The organism is Cloacibacterium caeni, from assembly GCF_907163105.1.
Classification (GTDB): Bacteria; Bacteroidota; Bacteroidia; order Flavobacteriales; family Weeksellaceae; genus Cloacibacterium; species Cloacibacterium caeni_A.
Window position 1 is genome coordinate 1,065,765 of the sequence record NZ_OU015321.1, and the last position, 18,957, is coordinate 1,084,721.

The following is an 18,957-nucleotide window of genomic DNA, read 5'->3' on the forward strand; positions in this document are numbered from 1 at the left end:
TACATAAAGTTACATTTTCTTTTGGAATTCGCAGAAAATAAAGTTTTGAGTGGTTTCAAAAGGTGTTTTATGCACTTCTTCAAAACTATTTAAAAGCGAAAAATCATTTCCGAAAATTTTCAAGAATTTCTCTTTGCTGTATTGCGTAATTTCTAAACCACTACATTTTAAAGGTCCTGATTCTGAAAAGGTTCCCACAAAATACAGTCCTTTTTCTCCTAAAACATCACTCAACAAAGTAGCATATTTTTGAATATCTTCTTCTTTGGTCAAAAAATGAAAACTTGCTCTATCATGTATCACATCAAACTTTTCTATTGAAGAAAAATCTAAAATATCAGACACTACAAAACGTACTTTTTCTGATTTTTCGCCCAATCTTTTCTTGATTCTTTCTATTGCATTTTCTGAAATATCAAGTAAAGTAAGACTTTCATAATCTTGCTCTAATAGATTGTCAATCAAATAACTATCTCCACCACCAATTTCTAAAATCTTGGCGTTCTTTGGTATTTTATTTCTTCCAAAAAATTGTAGAGAAGTTTCAGGTTTTTCTTGATACCAGCTTACTTCTGTTTCTTTTTTGGTGGCGAAAACATTTTCCCAATGTTGCTTTTTATTTATTTCCATAGTTTAAAGTAAACAATCCTTCAAGAATTTTAAATCCTTGAAGGATTAAAATAATTTAACAACAACCCGAATTTGGCGTACAACAACCCACTACTTTTTCTGCATAAACCGTGATGCTGTAAATTCTAGTGGTAGAATCTTTATATTGCTGAATTTCTTCTTCGTTCAGGTAATTTTTCAGAATATCATCTGGAACGATAATCGGTTTTTTCTTCTGTAAAGTAATGTTTTTGAAGCCAGAATTTTCAATAATTTTCAAATAATCTTCCATTTGAATCGCCGAAGCTACGCAACCAGCGTACATTTCTGCGGCATTTTTAATTTTTTCTGGTAAATCTCCCACCAAAACAATATCAGAAATCGAAAAATGACCAGTTGGTTTCAAAATTCTTTGAACTTCCGCAAAAGCTTTCAGTTTGTTAGGAACCAAATTCATTACGCAGTTACTTACCACAACATCAGCAACATTGCTCATTAAAGGAATATTTTCGATGTCTCCCAACCTAAATTCCACATTATTAAAACCTAATTTATCGGCATTATTTCTTGCTTTTTCTATCATTTCAGGAGTGAAATCTATTCCCACGACTTTTCCAGACTCGCCAGTTTCTGCACGAGCTACGAAACAGTCATTTCCTGCTCCACTTCCTAAATCTACTACGTAATCGCCTTTTTTAATTTTGGCAAATTCTGTTGGCAAACCGCAACCTAATTTAAGGTCAGCATCAGGATTATAACCTTCTAAATGGTCATAATCATCAGTCATAATATTGTACACTTCTGTACTACAACCGCCACTTCCACAACAAGATGAAGAGTTAGTATCTTGGTTTTGTAAAGCGATTTCTGCATATTTTTGCTTTACCATTTCTTTGATTTCTTCGTTAGAATTCATAATTAATATTTTTAGTTGTTTAATTAGTAATTTATTGATAAATAATACGTTACAGAAATTATTTCCTTTTTTAGTTTAAATTAATCTTCTTGTGTTATTTTTATAATCAATGTATTTTTGACCAAATTCTTTTAAAAGAAATTCTTCTTCTAATCTGATTTGAATTTGAATAACAATGTATCCTGTAAATGCGATGAAAAAAGTTAGAATATTGGGCAAAACCATAAAAATTGAAAAAAGAGAAAGCATCATTCCTAGAAAAACAGGATTTCTAGAAATAGAAAAAAGTCCATGGGTTACAAGTTCTGATTTATTTTTTTCATCAATTCCTATTCTCCAGCTATTCCCCATTTGTTTTTGCGCAATAAAAATCCAAAACAAAGCAAAGTGCAACAGAAAAAAACCAATAAAAAACACAGAACTCAATTCTAAATAATGAATTGGAACTAAAAAATAATTATACAATTCAATATTTAAAAAATGAATCACAAAAACCATCAGCAACATGAAAACGAGAAATTTATAAACATTTCCTACATAATTATGTGCATTGCTTTCTTTACCAAAAGTTATTGGGTTAATTCCTGTCTTTTTGTAAGTCAAATAAGTAGGAACTACAAAAACAAAAATGACAGAAAATAAAAATAAAACAAATAAATAAAGTTTCATGTTAACAGCATTTTGGTTGGTTTGCCTTATGAATGATCTGCGAAATAAAATGCTCCATTTTCTTCAATGTATCTGGATTAATGCAATAGCAAATGGCTTTTCCATCAATATCACCTTGAATAATTCCTACGTTTTTTAATTCTTTTAAATGTTGAGAAACGGTAGGTTGAGCCAATTTTATCTCTTCTACAATATCATTACAAATACATGAATCTACAGAAAGTAAATATTCTACAATCGCAATTCTAGCAGGATGAGAAAGCGCTTTCATTAATTTTGCCACTTCATTTTGTTCTTCTGTAAAATGTTCAGTTTTAGAAATTCCCATATTTTTATATTTTAATATTGCAATATTACGATATATAATTTTCTAAACCAAAATTTTCTTCATAAATTTGAAAAAGAAATTCAAAATCATGTCTATTCAAGAAAATTACCATAAAATAAAAGTCCAAATTCCAGCAAACGTAGAATTAGTAGCTGTTTCTAAATTTCATCCTGTTGAAAAAATAAAAGAAGTTTATGATTGTGGACAAAAAATTTTCGGAGAAAATAAAGTACAAGAGCTTTTAACCAAAGTAAATGAACTTCCTGCTGATATTCAATGGCATTTAATTGGGCATTTACAAACCAATAAAGTAAAATACATTGCTCCTTTTATAGATACCATTCAAAGTGTAGATTCTGAAAAATTATTACTAGAAATCAACAAAGAAGCAGCAAGAAACAATAGAAAAATTAAAGTTTTACTTCAAGTAAAAATCGCCGAAGAAGAAACTAAATACGGTCTTGAAATTGCTGAAGCCAAAGAAATTTTCAGCAATTACTTAGAACACAAATACCCAAATATTGAGATTTTAGGTTTGATGGGAATGGCAACTTTCACAGATAATAAAAATCAAGTAAAATCTGAATTTTTAGTTCTGAAATCTCTATTCGATGAACTTTCTACCTTTAAAAAACTCGAAACACTTTCTATGGGAATGAGTGACGATTTCGCACTTGCAATAGAATGTGGTTCTACTTCTGTAAGAATAGGTTCTGCCATTTTTGGAGTGAGAAATTATTAATTTAGAACAATTTTCTAGTTAAATTTCTGAAAAATATTTTCCAAATTCTGTAATTTATAAACTGAATATAATTCATTAAATTTGCCTTATGCAAAAAGTATTAATCGTAGAAGACGAAAAAGCAATTTCTGGTGTACTGCACAGTATTTTATCAGATGAATTAACCAATTACGAAGTTTTGGTTGCAGAAGATGGTTTAGAAGCCTACAAACTCATCGAAAAAGATGATTTTGCATTGGTGATTTCAGATATAAAAATGCCAAAACTTTCTGGTACAGAACTTTTGAAACAAGCACTTCAATTAAAACCAGACACTACTTTTGTCATGATTTCTGGTCATGCTGACATTGATACTGCTGTAAATTCTTTAAGAGATGGCGCTTACGATTTTATTTCAAAACCTATTGATATCAATAGATTGATTACCAGCGTAAGAAATGCTCTTGACCGTAAAAATTTGGTTCAAACGACTAAAGTACTTCAAAAAGAGAATACTCAGCTCAAGAAAAAAGTCAACAAAAAATACCAAATGATTGGTACTTCTGAAGCGCTTTCTAAAATTCAAAATATGATTGAAAAAGTAGCGGCTACAGATGCAAGAGTTCTCATTACAGGTCCAAATGGTGCTGGTAAAGAATTGGTAGCCCATTCTATTCATGCACAAAGTGAAAGAAGCAGAGGACCAATGATTGAGGTAAACTGTGCGGCAATTCCATCAGAATTAATAGAATCTGAACTTTTCGGTCACGTAAAAGGTTCATTTACAGGCGCAATAAAAGACAAACAAGGTAAATTTGAATTAGCAAACGGAGGAACAATTTTCTTAGACGAAATTGGAGACATGAGTTTGGTAGCACAAGCCAAAGTTCTTCGTGCGCTTCAGGAAAGCAGAGTTTCACCTGTAGGAAGTGACAAAGAAATAAAAGTAGATGTAAGAGTAATTGCAGCCACCAATAAAAATCTACAAAAAGAAATAGAAGACGGAAAATTTAGAGAAGACTTGTATCATAGACTTTCTGTCATTGAAATTTATGTACCACCATTAGATGCTAGAAAGGAAGACATTCCGCTTTTGGTAGAACATTTTGCTCAAATCATTGCAGATGAACAAGGAAATGCAGTTAGAAAATTTGATGACAAAGCGATAAAAGCACTTCAAAATTTCTCTTGGACAGGAAATATTCGTGAGCTGAGAAATGTAGTAGAGCGTTTAATCATTTTGGGCGGAAATCCTGTAACAGCTGAAGATGTAGCAGATTTCGTAAGAAAATAGTATGCTAGATTTAGATCTTAGACACTAGAAAAATTTAATAAATTTATACACTAAACCACGCAATTTTGCGTGGTTTTTGTTATTTTTAAGCACTGAAAAAATTTATTCATGAAAAAAATCGGTTTATTTCTTTTAGTTTTTAGTCAAATCACCTTTGCACAAACTTTTACCAAAAAAGATACTTTAAAAGGTTCTGATACGGCGTTTAGAAATTTTTGGGACGTCAAAAAATATGAACTCACGGTAGAACCTAATATTCAGGATCAATCAGTCAGCGGGAAAAACACCATTTTCTTTGAAATTACCAAAGATGTAGAAAATCCTACGTTTCAATTAGACCTTCAAAAGCCTATGAATTCTAAAAACTTCATGGGAAATTTTAATTATACTCAAGTAAAAACCGAAGACGATTTCATTTTTATAGAAACTCAACAAAGTTTCAAAAAAGGAGAACGTTTTTACATGATTTTAGAATATTTCGGGAATCCAAGAATCGCAAAACACGCACCTTGGGATGGTGGTTGGGTTTTCGCCAAAGATGAACAAGGCAACCCATGGATTTCTGTAGCGCAAGAAGGAGACGGAACAAGTCTTTGGTTACCTTCAAAAGATATTTGGAATGATGAACCAGATGAAGGAATAGAAATGAAAATCATTACGCCAAAAGATTTAATAGGAGTTGGAAACGGCAAATTAATCTCTCAAACCGTAGAAAAAGGCAAAAATGTTTTTACTTGGGAAGTCAAAAACCCTATCAATCTTTACAGCATTGTTCCTACCATTGGAAAATTTGAACATTTTTCAGAAATTTATGATGGTGAAAAAGGCAAACTTGATTGCGATTATTATGTACTTTCTTACAATCTAGATAAAGCCAAAAAACAATTTACGCAAGTAAAACCAATGCTTCAAGCGTTTGAATATTGGTTTGGAGCTTATCCTTTCTACGAAGATGGTTATAAATTGGTAGAAACGCCTTATTTAGGAATGGAACATCAGTCTAATGTAGCTTACGGAAATCATTATTTAAATGGTTATCTTGGTAGAGATTTATCTGGAACTGGTGTTGGATTAAATTGGGATTTCATCATTATTCATGAATCTGGTCACGAATGGTTTGCGAACAACATCACCGCAAAAGATCAAGCTGACATGTGGATTCATGAAGGTTTTACGAGTTACTCAGAAACGCTTTTTACTCAAAATTATTTGAACAAAGAAAAAGCAGAATTGTACATTAAAGGAATCAGACAAAACATAGAAAACGACAAGCCTATTATTGGGAAATACGGCGTAAGAAACGAAGGAAGTGGAGACATGTATTACAAAGGTGCAAACATGCTTCACACGATTAGAACTGCGATAAACGACGATGAAAAATTCAGACAAATTTTAAGAGGAATTGGTAAAGATTTTTATCATCAAACGGTAACTACTCAGCAAATTGAAAATTATATTTCTGAAAAATCTGGAATAGATTTCTCCACTGTTTTTGACCAATATTTAAGAACCACTAAAATTCCAACTTTAGAATTTTCTCAAAACGGAAAAACGTTAAAATACAGATGGACAAATACTGTAGAAGGTTTCAACTTGCCTATTAGAATAGAAAATACAACTCTAACTCCAACTAAAGAATGGCAAACCATTAAACTGAAAGACAAAAAAGAGGTGAAGTTTAATGATAATTATTTTGTGGAGTTTGTAAAGATTTAAAATAATATTCAGAAATTTAAGTTATACTATTTAAAATTATAAACATGAAATATTCAATTCTTATTGCTTTTTCAATTATCTCTGTTTCTACATTTGCTCAAGAATCACCATTAACAGTCAATAGAAATACAGAATTTAATTCTGGGTACAACAATTTTAACAACAAAAAAGAAACACTTTTAGAGAAACAAATTTTTAATATAGGAAATATTAAGAATTTGAATTTTCAAAAAATTATTATAAAAGACTCCAAAGAGAATTCAAGTCTTTCGGTTTTAGGTATTATGACTTTTTTTGAAACTTTTGATTCTATTTCTAAAAGAACCATCACTTTTGATAAACAAGAAGTGAATCTTTTGATCAATAATCTTCAAAATTTAGAACAAAAAACAGCAAGTAAACCCAATACAGAAACCAAATATAAATATTTGACTAAAAATTATTTAGAAGTTGGGAGCTCATTTAATGAAGAGTTAAATTCTTGGACTTATTACTTCAAACTACCTAATTCATCTTCTCAAAATCCAATATTATTAGATAAAACTGAATTTAAAGAGATTATAAATATTTTGAAAAAAGTAGAAAAAGATTTCTAAAACCTTCGGCTCCTAACGGAGCCGAACTTATTTTCTTTTTGCAAATTTTCTACAAACCTTCAATTCCTACGGAATTATAAATTAGTACAATAAACTCGGAACGCTAAACCCGAAACGCTAAACAAAAATTCTACGCTTTCAGCACAATTCTAAAAGTAGTTCCCTTTCCTACTTCGGATTCTGCGATTTTAATGTCGCCATTGTGATATTCATTAATTACACGTTTTACCAAAGACAAACCAAGTCCCCAGCCTCTTTTTTTGGTAGAATAACCTGGCTTGAAAGCACTTCGCATTTGAGTATTGGTCATTCCAGAGCCAGAATCTTTTACGTCTATCAACACGTAATTATTTTTAGAATAAAGAGAAATTTCCAGTTTTCCCTCTCCTTTCATTGCATCTACAGCATTTTTCACAAGGTTTTCAATCACCCAACTCATCAAAATTCTATTGTGAGGAATTAAAATTTCTCTTGCGGGAACTTTGAGTTCAAAACTTACTTTTCTGGAAATTCTAGATTTCAGATAATCAAAGTTTTGTTGAACCGTTTCCTTTAAATTCAAATCATTCAGTTCTGGAACCGAACCAATTTTAGAAAAACGTTCAGAAATGGTTTTTAAACGATTGATATCTTTATTGATTTCAAGTAAACCATCATCATTTCTATTGGCATCGAGTTTCATTACTTCTACCCAACCAATCATAGAAGAAAGCGGAGTTCCGATTTGGTGTGCAGTTTCTTTAGCCAAACCAGCCCACAACATGGATTCATCTGATTTTTTAATGGTGCGCAAAAACCAAAAAGAAAACAGAAGATACAAACCAATGAACAAACCTAAAGCATAAGGATAATAACGCAAATAATTGAGCAAATCTGAGTTGTCATAAAACACGAATTGGTTATTGAAATTGGGCAACTGAATCTCAAACGGAGGATATTTATCATCCATTTCAGCTATTTTTTTTTTCAGTTTTTCGGGATTGTTTAAGATTTCTTCGTCGATGTTTTTACTTTCAATCAGATTCCTATTTTTATCGGTAATAATTATGGGAATGTCTTTATTTTCGTCGATAACATTGAGTGACAAGTCATTCAATCGAGAATCTACATTATTGTCTTGAAGATATTTTACCGCAGTAGCAAGCGATTTTATTCTGTCTGTTTCTTTTTTTCTAAGATGATTGATTAAGAAATTAGAAGAAACAGCCAATCCTGCAACTATTATCGTTAATAGCACAAACACAAACCAGTTGTTTATCTTAGAAATAAAGTTGTTTCTCAAAAATTTATAATTTTATAATCGAAATTACAATATTTTTTTAACAACAAAAGATGAAAAGATTTTCGTTATTTAAAAGCAAATAAAAAAACAAAGCATTTCTCTTTTTTCACTTTTGAAATACTTATTTTCAATGATTTCTTTTGTTTCTTTTGTGGTTTTAATAAAATTTATTTCAAGTGATTCAAAACTTTATACAGCGCATCACTCAAATCATTGACCTGATAATTATTCATAATAATTGCAAAAACATATTTTTGACCAGATTTAGAAGTATGATAACCTGCAAAAGCTCTACAATCTTTTATGCTACCGCTTTTCATTCTCATACCATTTCCTTGCACTGGAAATCCTTCAAAATATTCAGCAAACCAAGGTTGTTTTTTTGCCCAAATCAAAGCTAAAACTTCAGCTCTTGTAGAAGCATAATTTTGCGGAGACAATCCACTTCCATCTACAAAATTAATCATTCTCTCATCTATTCCACGTTGTTTCCAGAAATTTTTAAGGTATTTCATTCCACTTTCAAAAGAAGAGTTTCCTGTTTTTTCTTTAGCCATTGTTTTCACGAAAGTTTCCCCGTAGAAATTGATGCTTTTTTTCAGAAACCAAAAAACCATTTTATCTAAAGTAGGCGATAGATATTCTAAAATCACTTTATTTTTAGGAAAAACTAAAGGATTTTGACCTTCAATCAATCTTTCAGAATTGATGATGATTTTTCCGTTAAAAGCGATATTTTGTTTCTTTAATTCTGCCACAATTTCTAGTGCCAATTGTTTTGGCGGGTTAGGTGTCGCTCCAGAAATCGTCAAATTTTTTGCAGGAAGCGTGCCCGTTACATGCGCCACATCATTATAAGGAGTAGTAAAAATGATACTTCTGTCTGAAGTTCCTTCTGTTCTTGTATCATTCACAAAATGTACACCTTCTAAATTGATATTGAAATTTTTAAAATCTTTACCAAAAGTATTAATGTCAAATTGGTTTTCTCGCCAATTTACGCCCCAAACTCCAGCTCCATAATAATTTCCAATGTCATTGTAAGGCCATCCTCCAGGAATTTTTTGAAAATCAAAGTACATGTCATCTATAACCAAATCTCCAGGAATTTCTTTGATATTTCTAGACTTGAGCGTTTCTATAATTTTTGAAATAAAATGTTCTGGTTTATAACCATCATATCGCCAACTTCCCAAAGTAGGATCTCCATTAGAAAAAATATACAGATTTTTATCGAAGGCTATTTGAGTTTTATATTGATAATTCTTTCCTAAAGTTTCCAAAGCCGCTGCAGCTGTAAAAATTTTCATGGTAGAAGCGGTAGACAATCCTTTGTTTCCTTGATATTCATAAACAAAATTACCGCTTTCATCTGCTACATAAAAAGAAAGATTCCCAGAATACATAGGAGAAGACGCCAAAAGTGACTGAACTGCTTTATCTAAATTTTGCGTAACCAACTGTGAATAAAATATTTGCAAGCAAAAAACCGTTATAAAAGCAAAAAATTTCTTCATAAAGAATAATTGTTTTTTCAAATATAAAGAAAATAAAATGGATTACTTCTTCCTAAATAATTAAAAAAACAAAGAAATAAATGATTTATTAGCAATGTCAATTTATTAAACAATTATTTAATTAGTAAAATAAAGGATGATTTTTGTCAATTTTATATTAAATTTTTATTTTTTAACATTTTATTATCATTTATTTAGCATATATTTGCATCATAATTAACAGTCTAAAATTTTTAAAATTATGTCATACACAATTGTAGGGCTCTTCGGAAGCCAAGATCAAACAAAAGCAGTTTCTGAAAGTTTAGAAAAAAAAGGTTTCAAAGACTCTGATTACATTGTTTACATTAACCAAAGTAAACCAGTAGAAAAATCTTTTTGGAGCAAACTATTCACTGATGACATAGACCAAGAAGCTACCGCTGTAGATTCATTGATAACTAGTGTGGCGATTAATAATGATACTGAATTACAATTGGCAAAAGATGCTTTCAGAGAAAACAAAGTAGTAAACACTTATGAATTACCAGAAGTAGATTTTGCAAAAGCAGTAGATTTAGATTACATTAAAAAAGTAGTTGCTCTAAAAGCGAAAGCGCTAATTTATGCAATGCCAGAAATTAAAACTTCTAGCTCTGAGATGAGCACAGGAATAAATTCTGAAGTAAGTTCAAACACATAATTTTTCATATCAAATTAATTTTTCATATCAAATTAATTTTTCATACGAAGCCCGAAATTTATTTTCGGGTTTTCTTTTTAGGAATTACAGTAAAGCTTTTATTTTAAAGCTTTTTTTTGTATTTTCGTGATAATTAAAGAGGCTCAAAGATGGTTTATGATTTAGAAAAAGAAAATAAAGAAATTCAGTATCGCTATAAAGATTTAATCTCTAATACATACAGAACTCTTGATGAAGAACAGAATAAACTCATCAGGAAAGCATTTGATATTGCTTTAGACGCTCACAAAGACCAAAGAAGAAAAACGGGGGAACCTTACATCTATCACCCTATCGAAGTGGCAAAAATCGTTGCCAATGAAATAGGTTTAGGAGCCACTTCTATTGCTTGCGCATTGCTTCATGACGTGATTGAAGATTCTGAATATACTTATGAAGACATCAAGAAAATTTTTGGTCAAAAAATTGCAGATATCGTCAATGGACTGACTAAAATTTCAGTGATGAACCATCAAAATATTTCGGTTCAGTCTGAAAATTACAGAAAATTACTTTTAACACTTTCAGAAGATTTCCGCGTGATTCTCATCAAAATTGCAGACAGATTGCACAATATGAGAACACTTGAAAGCATGAGAGATGATAAACAAAAGAAAATTGCCTCAGAAACGGTTTACATTTACGCTCCTCTTGCTCATAGATTAGGACTTTATAACATAAAATCAGAACTTGAAGATTTATCTTTAAAATACAACAATCCAGATGTTTATTACGACATTGCTAATAAATTAGAACTTGCCAAAGATAATCGCGAGAAATATGTAGAAGAGTTCAAAAAAGAAGTTTCGGAACAACTAAAAGAAGAGCATCTCAATTTTACCATCAAAGGCAGAGCGAAAGCCATTAATTCTATTTATAGAAAAATGCTGAAGCAAAACGTAGCTTTTGAAGAGGTATTTGACAATTACGCGATTAGAATTATTTATAAATCAGACGCTAAAAACGAAAAATTCATCGCTTGGAAAATCTATTCCATCGTTACCGATTTATACCACAGCAATCCGCAAAGAATGCGTGACTGGATTACCAATCCTCGTTCTACAGGTTACGAAAGTTTACATTTGACCGTTTTAGGTCCTGACAAAAAATGGATTGAAGTTCAAATTCGTTCCGAAAGAATGGACGAAATCGCTGAAAAAGGTGTTGCAGCACATTATAAATACAAAGAAGGCTTCAAACAAAACAGCGACGATAGAAACTTCGAGCAGTGGGTTTCTCAGATTAGAGAAGTCATCGAACAACAACAAAACCTTTCCACCACAGAACTTTTGGATAATATTAAACTTAATCTTTATTCCAAAGAAGTTTTTGTTTTCACACCAAAAGGAGAAATTAAAATTTTACCAGTGGGTTCTACCGCTCTGGATTTCGCGTTTTCGGTTCACACCGATTTGGGAATGAAATGTTTAGGTGCAAAAATCAATGGGAAACTGGTTCCTATTTCTTACGTTTTGCAAAACGGCGACCAAATAGACATTCTTTCTTCTCAAAATCAAAAACCAAAGCAAGATTGGTTAGATATTGTTATCACTTCTAAAGCAAAATCTAGAATTAAAGCTGCGCTTAACTCCGAAAAAAACGGACAAGTTGCAGAAGGAAAAGAAATTTTCCAAAGAAAATTAAGACACGCAAAACTTACCTTTTCAGAGGAAGAAGTAAATAATATTCAGAAATTTTTTAATCATAAAACCTCTCAAGATTTATTTCTAAAATTCTACGATGGCACTTATGATACCACAGATTTAAAAAAATATGCCGATTCTAAAAGTGCTCTGAAAAATTTCTTCCAGAGATTTAGAAAATCACCCAACATCAATACTGCTTACGAAGAAAGTCCAACCACAGATTTAGACTTAATCGTTTTCGGTAAAGATGAAGAAAAACTGAATTACAGCTTTGCCAAATGTTGTACCGTAATTCCAGGTGATAAAATTTTTGGATTTATCACGATTTCAGACGGAATTAAAGTTCATAATGACAATTGTCCGAACGCAATTAACCTTAGAGCCAATTACGATTATAGAGTAATGCCTGCAAAATGGGTTAATGAACAACGTTACAGCAGCAGAGTGAGAATAGAAATCGAAGGAATTGACAGAAAAGGATTGGTAAACGACATTACTGAAGTAATTAGTAATGCCATGAATATTGACATGAAAAGTATTTCTATCGAAAGTAATGACGGTATTTTCTTAGGAACCATCACGCTAGAAGTTAAAAACAAAAGCCAACTAGAAGAAACACTAAAACAACTCAGAAATGTACTGAGCGTAACCCAAGTAAAAAGATTATAATTATGCTGATTACCAATTATTTTAGAAAATTTTTCCAAATAGCACAATCTTCAGGAAATTTATTGATTATCTGTGTCATCGTCTCATTAATGATTGCCAACTCTAGCTTAGGAGATGATTTTCAAAATGTATTAGATTATCCAATTGGACCTTATTCTACAAGTCTTTGGATTAATGATGGTTTAATGGCCATTTTCTTTTTATTGGTAGGTTTAGAAATTAAACGTGAACTCATAGAAGGAGAACTTTCTAGCCTCAAAAACGCTTCTCTTCCTATTTTTGCAGCGATTGGTGGAATGGTTGTTCCTGCATTAATTTTCATATTTTTTAATTACGGAACAGAATACCAAAATGGATGGGGAATTCCTATGGCTACAGATATTGCGTTTTCTCTCGCCATTATTTCTATGCTGGGGAAAAGAGTTCCAGCTTCTGTTAAAATTTTCCTTACTGCGCTAGCAATTGTAGATGATTTAGGGGCAATTGTTGTGATTGCAATTTTCTACACAGAGAAATTAGAAATCACTTATTTAGCTTTGAGTGGTGCAGTTTTACTCCTTTTAATTCTTTTAAATTTTTTCAAAGTTAAAAAATATATTTTCTACATCATTCCAGGATTATTTTTATGGCATTTTATGCATCACAGTGGCATTCACGCTACGATTGCAGGGGTTTTATTGGCATTTACCATTCCTACAAATGAAAGCACTACAGAAATCTCGCCTTTAGAAAAATTAGAAGAAAAATTACACTTACCCGTTAATTATTTCATCATGCCGATTTTCGCATTAGCAAATACTAATATTCAGTTTAAAAGCGGAATGATAGAGGGATTATTTAGCAATTTCGGCTACGGAATTATTCTAGGTTTAGTTCTAGGAAAGGTAGTAGGAATCAATCTTTTTTCCTTTATTGCCATCAAATTAAAACTAAGCGATTTACCTAAAAAAAGCAATTGGTCTCAAATGATTGGTGCCGGTTTATTGGCAGGAATTGGTTTTACCATGTCTATTTTCATCGCGTTGCTTTCTTACAAAGGACACACCGAAATACAAGACGAAGCTAAATTTGCGATTCTGGTAGCTTCTGCAATTTCTGGATTTTCTGGTTATTTTTTACTGAAACTTTTAGCCAAAAAGAAAATTTCGGTTTCCGATTATAAAGAAAATATTTAAGCATAAAAAAAGGGTTTCTAAAATTTAGAAACCCTTTTTTATTCTAAGGCTTACCTCTTTCGTATTGTGGTGGGAAGAAACTTACTTGATTATTTTCCCAAGAGCTTTTTGCTACAAAATATGGATTTCTCAGAAGTTCTCTTGCTAACAAAATTACATCTGCTTCATCTTTTTGCAAAATTTCTTCCGCTTGAGTTGCATTGGTAATCAGGCCAACTGCACCAGTTTTTACTTCTGCTTCTTGTTTGATTTGATGAGAAAAAGGAACTTGATAACCAGAAAAAACATTGATTTTAGCACCCGAAATATTTCCACCGCTAGAAACATCAATTAAATCTACACCTTTTTCTTTTAAAATTTTAGAAAGCGCTACGGAATCTTCTACATTCCAACCGTTTTCAGCGTATTCCGTTGCAGATATCCTCACAAACAAAGGAACATTCTCGTTGAGAACTTCATTCACAGCCTCTACAATTTCTAATAAAATTCTCGCTCGGTTTTCTAAACTTCCACCGTATTCATCTGTTCTCACATTACTTAAAGGAGATAAAAACTGAGAAATTAAATAACCATGTGCCGCATGAATTTCAATCACATCAAAACCTGCTTTCACACTTCTTACTGCAGCTTCTTTGAAAGCGTTTACCAATTCAGAAATTTCAGATTTTGTTAAAGCATGAGGTGTTCTTTCACCTTCTAGATAAGGGATTTCTGAAGGCGCAACTGTAATCCAACCGCTTTCTTCCAAAGAAGTTTGTTTGCCATTCCAAGTAGAAGCTTTTCTACCAGCATGACCTAATTGAATCCCAATTTTGGTTTCTGTGTTTTGATGGATAAATTCTACTATTTTTTTCCATGCTTTAGCTTGTTCATCATTCCAAATTCCGGCACATTTATCCGTAATTCTACCTTCTGGAACTACACCAGTAGCTTCTGCAATGATTAATCCTACTCCACCAAAAGCGCGCGTTGCATAATGTACCAAATGAAAATCATTCACTACGCCATTTTTTGCAGAATACATACACATAGGCGCCATGACTACTCTGTTTTTTATTTCTAAATTTCTAAACTTAATTGGGGTAAAAAGTTTCATATTTATAAAATTAATTTGAGCCCAAATTTATCATTTTTACGCAGAATATCACGTTTAATTCTTTGGTTTCACAAAATTTTTGTAATTTTACTCTCCGATTTTTTTAAAATGGAAAAAGAATTAAGAATTAAATTTTCTCAAATAGAAAGAAACGAACTTTCAGACATAGAGAAAACCCTTCATGAAGCAGCTATAAATGCTAGAAAAAACGCTTATGCTCCCTATTCTCATTTCAATGTAGGTTGCGCTGTTCTTCTGGAAAACGGAGAAATTGTTACAGGTAACAACCAAGAAAACGCAGCTTATCCTTCTGGTTTATGTGCAGAAAGAGTCACAGTTTTTAATATAGGTGCCAATTATCCGAACGTAAAAATTAAAAAATTGTACGTTATTGGTGGACCATCTAGAGAAGAGACTTTTACTACTGCTACTCCACCTTGTGGTGCATGCAGACAGAGTTTACTAGAATATGAGACGAAGCAAAATGAGCCGATAGAAATTTATTTTTCTGGAATTGATGGAGCGGTTTATAAATGTGATTCGATTAAAGATTTACTTCCGTTCTCATTTGATGCTTCTTTTTTATAAAATCTAAATAGAAAACCTTAGGGTTTTCTATTTTTTTTGAAATATATAGACCAAAAATTTTCACAATTTCTGGTTTAAATGTACATTTGCAATGCTTTTGGTTTCCGATGTTTGTCGGAATTAAAATGGGAATTCGGTGAAAATCCGAAACTGTCCCCGCAACTGTAAATCGTGCTTCGGTGAAAATCGAAGGAATTTTTTGCAAAAAAAGCCATTATCTTATTTGAAAAGATGAGAAGGTGCAAAAAATACGAAAGTCAGGAGACCTGCCAAAAACATTCATAATCAATACTTTCGGAGGAAAAGTAGAGAAATCCTGTAAAAAACGCAGTTCTACTGTGGTTTTTCTTTATTTCTTTTCCAGAAAGTTATTGATAGCAGTCATTAACTTTAAAATTTAACAATGAAGAAAAACTTAATCTTCGCAGGAATGCTCTTTGTGACGGGAATTTCACAATTGTCAGCTCAAGAAAAAGAAGAAAAACTAATTCCAGAAGTTACCATCGCAGCAAAAGTTAAACAACAACTTCACAAAACAGGTAAAAACGTACAACTCCTTACTTCTAAAGATTTAGAAAAATTCAAAGGACAAAACGCAGCAGAAATCCTTAATCAAGTCTCTGGTTATCAAATCACTGGAAACTTCAACAATGGTCCAGAACCGAAATCTCTAAAAATTAGAGGCGGAAAACTAGCCAACGTTTTGATTTTAGTAGATGGAATTCCGTTAAAAGACGTTACCGGAAATGATTACAACGCTACAGACCTTAGACTTTTTGCTTCAGAAAATATAGAATCTATAGAAATTCTGAATGGAGCATCTTCGGTTTTATATGGTTCTAATGCTACCGTTTCTGTGATTAATTTTAAAACTAAAAAATCTTCGCAACAAGCTCTAGAAGGAAGAATTGGAGCAAGAATCGGCAGTTTCGGAACTTTTGGACAAAATTTGAGCGCTCAAGGAAAAATCAATCAATGGAATTATCAATTTTCTGGTTCTAATGAAAAATCAGACGGAATTTCGGCAGCTCTAGGAGAAAATTTTGATAAAGATGGTTTTGAAAAGCAAAATGCAAATGCTACTGTAGGTTACAGTACTCAAAATTTCAATGTAAATGTAAACGCTGGTTATCAACATCATTATTATGATTTTGACAATGGCGCTTTTGAAGATGGAAAATACAAAGGCAATGACACGCAAAAATTCAGCGGACTCAATGCTCAATATTCATACGACAAAGGAAACATCACTTTTAATTCTAGAATTTCTGCGAATGAAAGAATTGTGAGAAATCTCAACAACAATACCTATCAAGACCAATACAGCTATCAAGGTCAAAATATTTTTGCAGAATTGTACAATCAGACTCAATTTTCGGAACATATTAATTTAGTAGCGGGAATTCAGTATGAATCTCAGAATTTAGGTTCCAAATCTTTACCTTGGGGCGGAACTTCCATGCAAAATGTATTGACTCTTGGCGAAACAGAGATTCGTAATTTTGATGTTTTTGCCAATGCAAATTTAGCCTATCAAATTTTTCATTTGGATTTAGGTGCACGATTGAACAATCATTCTAAATATGATAATCACTTTGTTTACAGCATAAATCCATTTATTTTAACAGATTTAGACGAGAATTTCTTAAAAATAGGCTATTCTTATGCCACTGCATTTATCGCACCTACTCTTTATCAATCTTATGGTTCATTGCCTTATGTTTTGCCAAATTTTGATTTAAAACCAGAAACCAATGCTTCGCATGAATTGGATTTCAGTTTTGGAAAGAAAGACAGAACTTTTGTGGTAAATGCAAGTGTTTTCAGCAGAAAAGAAAAAGATGTTTTCGTGTATAATATTGTAGATTTCAACACTTATGCTGGGAAATTTTTAAATGTAGACAGCAATAAAGTAAAAGGTGTAGAATTAGGAGTTCAATATCATTTCAATGAAAAAGTAAATGTAGGTGGTAATTTTTCTTTCGCTGAAAAAGACAATCCTGCTACAAGATTGCGTTCGCCAAAACAAAGAGCAAATGCTTTTTTAGAAATTTTACCGATTAAAAATAACAGAATCAATATTTCTTATCAATATACCTCAAAAAGAAATGATGCGTACTATGATAGCAGTAGTTTTAGTACAAAAAACGTAGAATTAGAAGCGTTCCATTTGTTTAACCTGAATATCAATCAGAAAATCACCAAATCTCTAGATACTTATTTAAACGTAGGAAACGTATTGAATACCAGTTATACAGATGTCATCGGTTTTACCACAAAACCTAGAAATATAACTTTAGGAGTTGAATATAAATTTTAAGGATTAAATTTTTATTCCACTTGTGTTTCGAGCTTCAGCAATTTATTTGCTGAAGTTTTTTTATGATTTTTTATCAGAATCTAATTTGATGGTATGTTCAGAACTTGCTTCGGGTAAATTTTCGATTTCTTGGTGATATTCTTCTACTTCGTGTTTCATTTCATCTGCCAAAATTTTCTCAATTCTGAGTTTTCTGATGGCGATATTCAATTCATTTCCTAAAAGAAGTAAAATCACATTTAAATTCACCCAAACCATTAATAAAATAATCGAGCCAATAGAACCGTACAAAACATTATATCTGGCAAATTTACTTACGTAAACCGCAAAGAAATACGTAGTAATCACAAATACTATCGTCGTGAAAAACGCTCCAGGAAGTGATTGTCTAAATCTGGTAATTTTGGCTGTTCCCACCCAATAAAACAAAGCCAACAACAAGAAATAAAACAATGGAAACGAAACAAAACCAATGATTTTCGATAAATTATCTACAAACCAAGAAATATCGTATTGTGGGGTAAAAAGTTTGAGAACGACCTCAGAATAATACACTCCAAAAAGTGCTAAAAAGATAATCGCAATAAAACCAATCGTGATGAAAAAAGACAAAATATATTCATAAACATCGGTTCGTTTTTCTTCGGTGTGGTCATTAAATCCATCAATGAGAGAAAAAGTTCCATTAGTCGCAAAAATCAAAGCAAAAATAATCGTGAAATTACTGATGCTCTTCATATTCGGAACGATACTTTTGGTAATGTAATTCGTAACATCTGCATGCATGTGTGCAGGAAAAACATTATGCATCAATACTTCAAAAATATAAAACTGAAGCTTGTCATAATGCGGTAAATAAGGCAAAATAGAAAGCAAAAACAACAAAAACGGGAATAAACTCAAAAAGAAACTCCACGAAATGGCAGACGCTTTCGCAATTAAACGGTTTTTAAAAACTCCTCTTACATAAATATCAAACATTTCCCAAAGAGAAATGCCTAACATGGGCAAATGTATGCCATCTAAAAAACGATGAATTTTTCTAAGGAAAGTAGGAAGTTTCAAAATCGTTATTTTATATTTGTACAAAGATA

General features: G+C 31.7%; 17 protein-coding genes and 1 riboswitch. Of the genes, 9 read left to right on the forward strand and 8 right to left on the reverse strand.

Features of this window, described 5'->3' with window-relative positions:
- Positions 1-9: 9 nt before the first annotated feature.
- The 4 genes from KKQ76_RS04985 to KKQ76_RS05000 all read right to left on the reverse strand — a co-directional run bounded on the left by KKQ76_RS04985 (position 10) and on the right by KKQ76_RS05000 (position 2,522).
- Entirely contained in the window at positions 10-630 is a 621-nt protein-coding gene (locus tag KKQ76_RS04985) for a class I SAM-dependent methyltransferase (RefSeq protein ID WP_213196089.1), read from the reverse strand.
- Positions 631-685: 55 nt separating this feature from the next.
- Complete coding sequence (locus tag KKQ76_RS04990) at positions 686-1,525, reverse strand: arsenite methyltransferase (protein WP_213196090.1); 840 nt, start codon at positions 1,523-1,525, stop codon at positions 686-688.
- A gap of 75 nt (positions 1,526-1,600) precedes the next feature.
- Entirely contained in the window at positions 1,601-2,194 is a 594-nt protein-coding gene (locus KKQ76_RS04995) for a methyltransferase family protein (protein WP_213196091.1), read from the reverse strand.
- Between the two features lies 1 nt (position 2,195).
- On the reverse strand, positions 2,196-2,522 hold the full coding sequence (locus tag KKQ76_RS05000; protein WP_213196092.1) for an ArsR/SmtB family transcription factor: 327 nt from the start codon (positions 2,520-2,522) through the stop codon (positions 2,196-2,198).
- An 88-nt stretch (positions 2,523-2,610) separates the two neighbouring features.
- Between KKQ76_RS05000 and KKQ76_RS05005 the strand changes: the two genes are divergently transcribed.
- The 4 genes from KKQ76_RS05005 to KKQ76_RS05020 all read left to right on the forward strand — a co-directional run bounded on the left by KKQ76_RS05005 (position 2,611) and on the right by KKQ76_RS05020 (position 6,849).
- The gene (locus tag KKQ76_RS05005; protein WP_213196093.1) at positions 2,611-3,264 is read left to right on the forward strand and encodes a YggS family pyridoxal phosphate-dependent enzyme; all 654 of its coding nucleotides are present in this window, start codon (positions 2,611-2,613) and stop codon (positions 3,262-3,264) included.
- A gap of 88 nt (positions 3,265-3,352) precedes the next feature.
- Positions 3,353-4,537 carry a sigma-54-dependent transcriptional regulator gene (locus KKQ76_RS05010; RefSeq protein WP_213196094.1) on the forward strand — a complete coding sequence of 395 codons (1,185 nt, stop codon included), beginning with the start codon at positions 3,353-3,355 and terminating at the stop codon, positions 4,535-4,537.
- A 108-nt stretch (positions 4,538-4,645) separates the two neighbouring features.
- Positions 4,646-6,253, forward strand: a complete 1,608-nt coding sequence (locus KKQ76_RS05015; protein ID WP_213196095.1) for a M1 family metallopeptidase — start codon at positions 4,646-4,648, stop codon at positions 6,251-6,253.
- Between the two features lie 44 nt (positions 6,254-6,297).
- Positions 6,298-6,849: a hypothetical protein gene (locus KKQ76_RS05020; RefSeq protein WP_213196096.1), complete on the forward strand. Its 552-nt coding sequence runs from the start codon at positions 6,298-6,300 to the stop codon at positions 6,847-6,849.
- Positions 6,850-6,979: 130 nt separating this feature from the next.
- On the opposite strand, the gene KKQ76_RS05025 is transcribed toward KKQ76_RS05020, so the two are convergent.
- Both KKQ76_RS05025 and dacB read right to left on the reverse strand, forming a co-directional pair.
- Entirely contained in the window at positions 6,980-8,131 is a 1,152-nt protein-coding gene (locus KKQ76_RS05025) for a sensor histidine kinase (RefSeq protein ID WP_213196097.1), read from the reverse strand.
- A 167-nt stretch (positions 8,132-8,298) separates the two neighbouring features.
- Entirely contained in the window at positions 8,299-9,648 is a 1,350-nt protein-coding gene (gene dacB, locus KKQ76_RS05030; protein ID WP_213196098.1) for a D-alanyl-D-alanine carboxypeptidase/D-alanyl-D-alanine endopeptidase, read from the reverse strand.
- Between the two features lie 241 nt (positions 9,649-9,889).
- Between dacB and KKQ76_RS05035 the strand changes: the two genes are divergently transcribed.
- The 3 genes from KKQ76_RS05035 to nhaA all read left to right on the forward strand — a co-directional run bounded on the left by KKQ76_RS05035 (position 9,890) and on the right by nhaA (position 13,859).
- Positions 9,890-10,330, forward strand: a complete 441-nt coding sequence (locus KKQ76_RS05035; protein ID WP_213196099.1) for a hypothetical protein — start codon at positions 9,890-9,892, stop codon at positions 10,328-10,330.
- A gap of 149 nt (positions 10,331-10,479) precedes the next feature.
- A complete protein-coding gene (locus KKQ76_RS05040) occupies positions 10,480-12,684 on the forward strand; it encodes a RelA/SpoT family protein (RefSeq protein WP_213196100.1) in 2,205 nt (734 codons plus the stop codon).
- 2 nt (positions 12,685-12,686) lie between these two features.
- Positions 12,687-13,859 (forward strand): Na+/H+ antiporter NhaA, encoded by a 1,173-nt coding sequence (nhaA, locus tag KKQ76_RS05045; RefSeq protein WP_213196101.1) that lies wholly within the window; start codon positions 12,687-12,689, stop codon positions 13,857-13,859.
- 43 nt (positions 13,860-13,902) lie between these two features.
- Here the strand turns inward: nhaA and namA are convergent, their stop codons facing one another.
- Positions 13,903-14,955: an NADPH dehydrogenase NamA gene (namA, locus tag KKQ76_RS05050; protein WP_213196102.1), complete on the reverse strand. Its 1,053-nt coding sequence runs from the start codon at positions 14,953-14,955 to the stop codon at positions 13,903-13,905.
- Positions 14,956-15,063: 108 nt separating this feature from the next.
- Between namA and cdd the strand changes: the two genes are divergently transcribed.
- Positions 15,064-15,543, forward strand: a complete 480-nt coding sequence (cdd, locus tag KKQ76_RS05055) for a cytidine deaminase (protein WP_069798332.1) — start codon at positions 15,064-15,066, stop codon at positions 15,541-15,543.
- Between the two features lie 81 nt (positions 15,544-15,624).
- Positions 15,625-15,831: riboswitch (cobalamin riboswitch) on the forward strand.
- Positions 15,832-15,946: 115 nt separating this feature from the next.
- Complete coding sequence (locus KKQ76_RS05060) at positions 15,947-17,863, forward strand: TonB-dependent receptor (RefSeq protein WP_213196103.1); 1,917 nt, start codon at positions 15,947-15,949, stop codon at positions 17,861-17,863.
- A 60-nt stretch (positions 17,864-17,923) separates the two neighbouring features.
- Here the strand turns inward: KKQ76_RS05060 and KKQ76_RS05065 are convergent, their stop codons facing one another.
- Complete coding sequence (locus KKQ76_RS05065; RefSeq protein WP_213197470.1) at positions 17,924-18,868, reverse strand: YihY/virulence factor BrkB family protein; 945 nt, start codon at positions 18,866-18,868, stop codon at positions 17,924-17,926.
- Positions 18,869-18,957: the final 89 nt, after the last annotated feature.

What these genes read in the sequence shown, in the direction of transcription:
- KKQ76_RS04985 (WP_213196089.1), bottom strand. Translation starts at nt 630, where the DNA reads ATGGAAATAAATAAAAAGCAACATTGGGAAAATGTTTTCGCCACCAAA.
- KKQ76_RS04990 (WP_213196090.1), bottom strand. Translation starts at nt 1,525, where the DNA reads ATGAATTCTAACGAAGAAATCAAAGAAATGGTAAAGCAAAAATATGCA.
- KKQ76_RS04995 (WP_213196091.1), bottom strand. Translation starts at nt 2,194, where the DNA reads ATGAAACTTTATTTATTTGTTTTATTTTTATTTTCTGTCATTTTTGTT.
- KKQ76_RS05000 (WP_213196092.1), bottom strand. Translation starts at nt 2,522, where the DNA reads ATGGGAATTTCTAAAACTGAACATTTTACAGAAGAACAAAATGAAGTG.
- KKQ76_RS05005 (WP_213196093.1), top strand. Translation starts at nt 2,611, where the DNA reads ATGTCTATTCAAGAAAATTACCATAAAATAAAAGTCCAAATTCCAGCA.
- KKQ76_RS05010 (WP_213196094.1), top strand. Translation starts at nt 3,353, where the DNA reads ATGCAAAAAGTATTAATCGTAGAAGACGAAAAAGCAATTTCTGGTGTA.
- KKQ76_RS05015 (WP_213196095.1), top strand. Translation starts at nt 4,646, where the DNA reads ATGAAAAAAATCGGTTTATTTCTTTTAGTTTTTAGTCAAATCACCTTT.
- KKQ76_RS05020 (WP_213196096.1), top strand. Translation starts at nt 6,298, where the DNA reads ATGAAATATTCAATTCTTATTGCTTTTTCAATTATCTCTGTTTCTACA.
- dacB (WP_213196098.1), bottom strand. Translation starts at nt 9,648, where the DNA reads ATGAAGAAATTTTTTGCTTTTATAACGGTTTTTTGCTTGCAAATATTT.
- KKQ76_RS05035 (WP_213196099.1), top strand. Translation starts at nt 9,890, where the DNA reads ATGTCATACACAATTGTAGGGCTCTTCGGAAGCCAAGATCAAACAAAA.
- KKQ76_RS05040 (WP_213196100.1), top strand. Translation starts at nt 10,480, where the DNA reads ATGGTTTATGATTTAGAAAAAGAAAATAAAGAAATTCAGTATCGCTAT.
- nhaA (WP_213196101.1), top strand. Translation starts at nt 12,687, where the DNA reads ATGCTGATTACCAATTATTTTAGAAAATTTTTCCAAATAGCACAATCT.
- namA (WP_213196102.1), bottom strand. Translation starts at nt 14,955, where the DNA reads ATGAAACTTTTTACCCCAATTAAGTTTAGAAATTTAGAAATAAAAAAC.
- cdd (WP_069798332.1), top strand. Translation starts at nt 15,064, where the DNA reads ATGGAAAAAGAATTAAGAATTAAATTTTCTCAAATAGAAAGAAACGAA.
- KKQ76_RS05060 (WP_213196103.1), top strand. Translation starts at nt 15,947, where the DNA reads ATGAAGAAAAACTTAATCTTCGCAGGAATGCTCTTTGTGACGGGAATT.
- KKQ76_RS05065 (WP_213197470.1), bottom strand. Translation starts at nt 18,868, where the DNA reads ATGTTAGGCATTTCTCTTTGGGAAATGTTTGATATTTATGTAAGAGGA.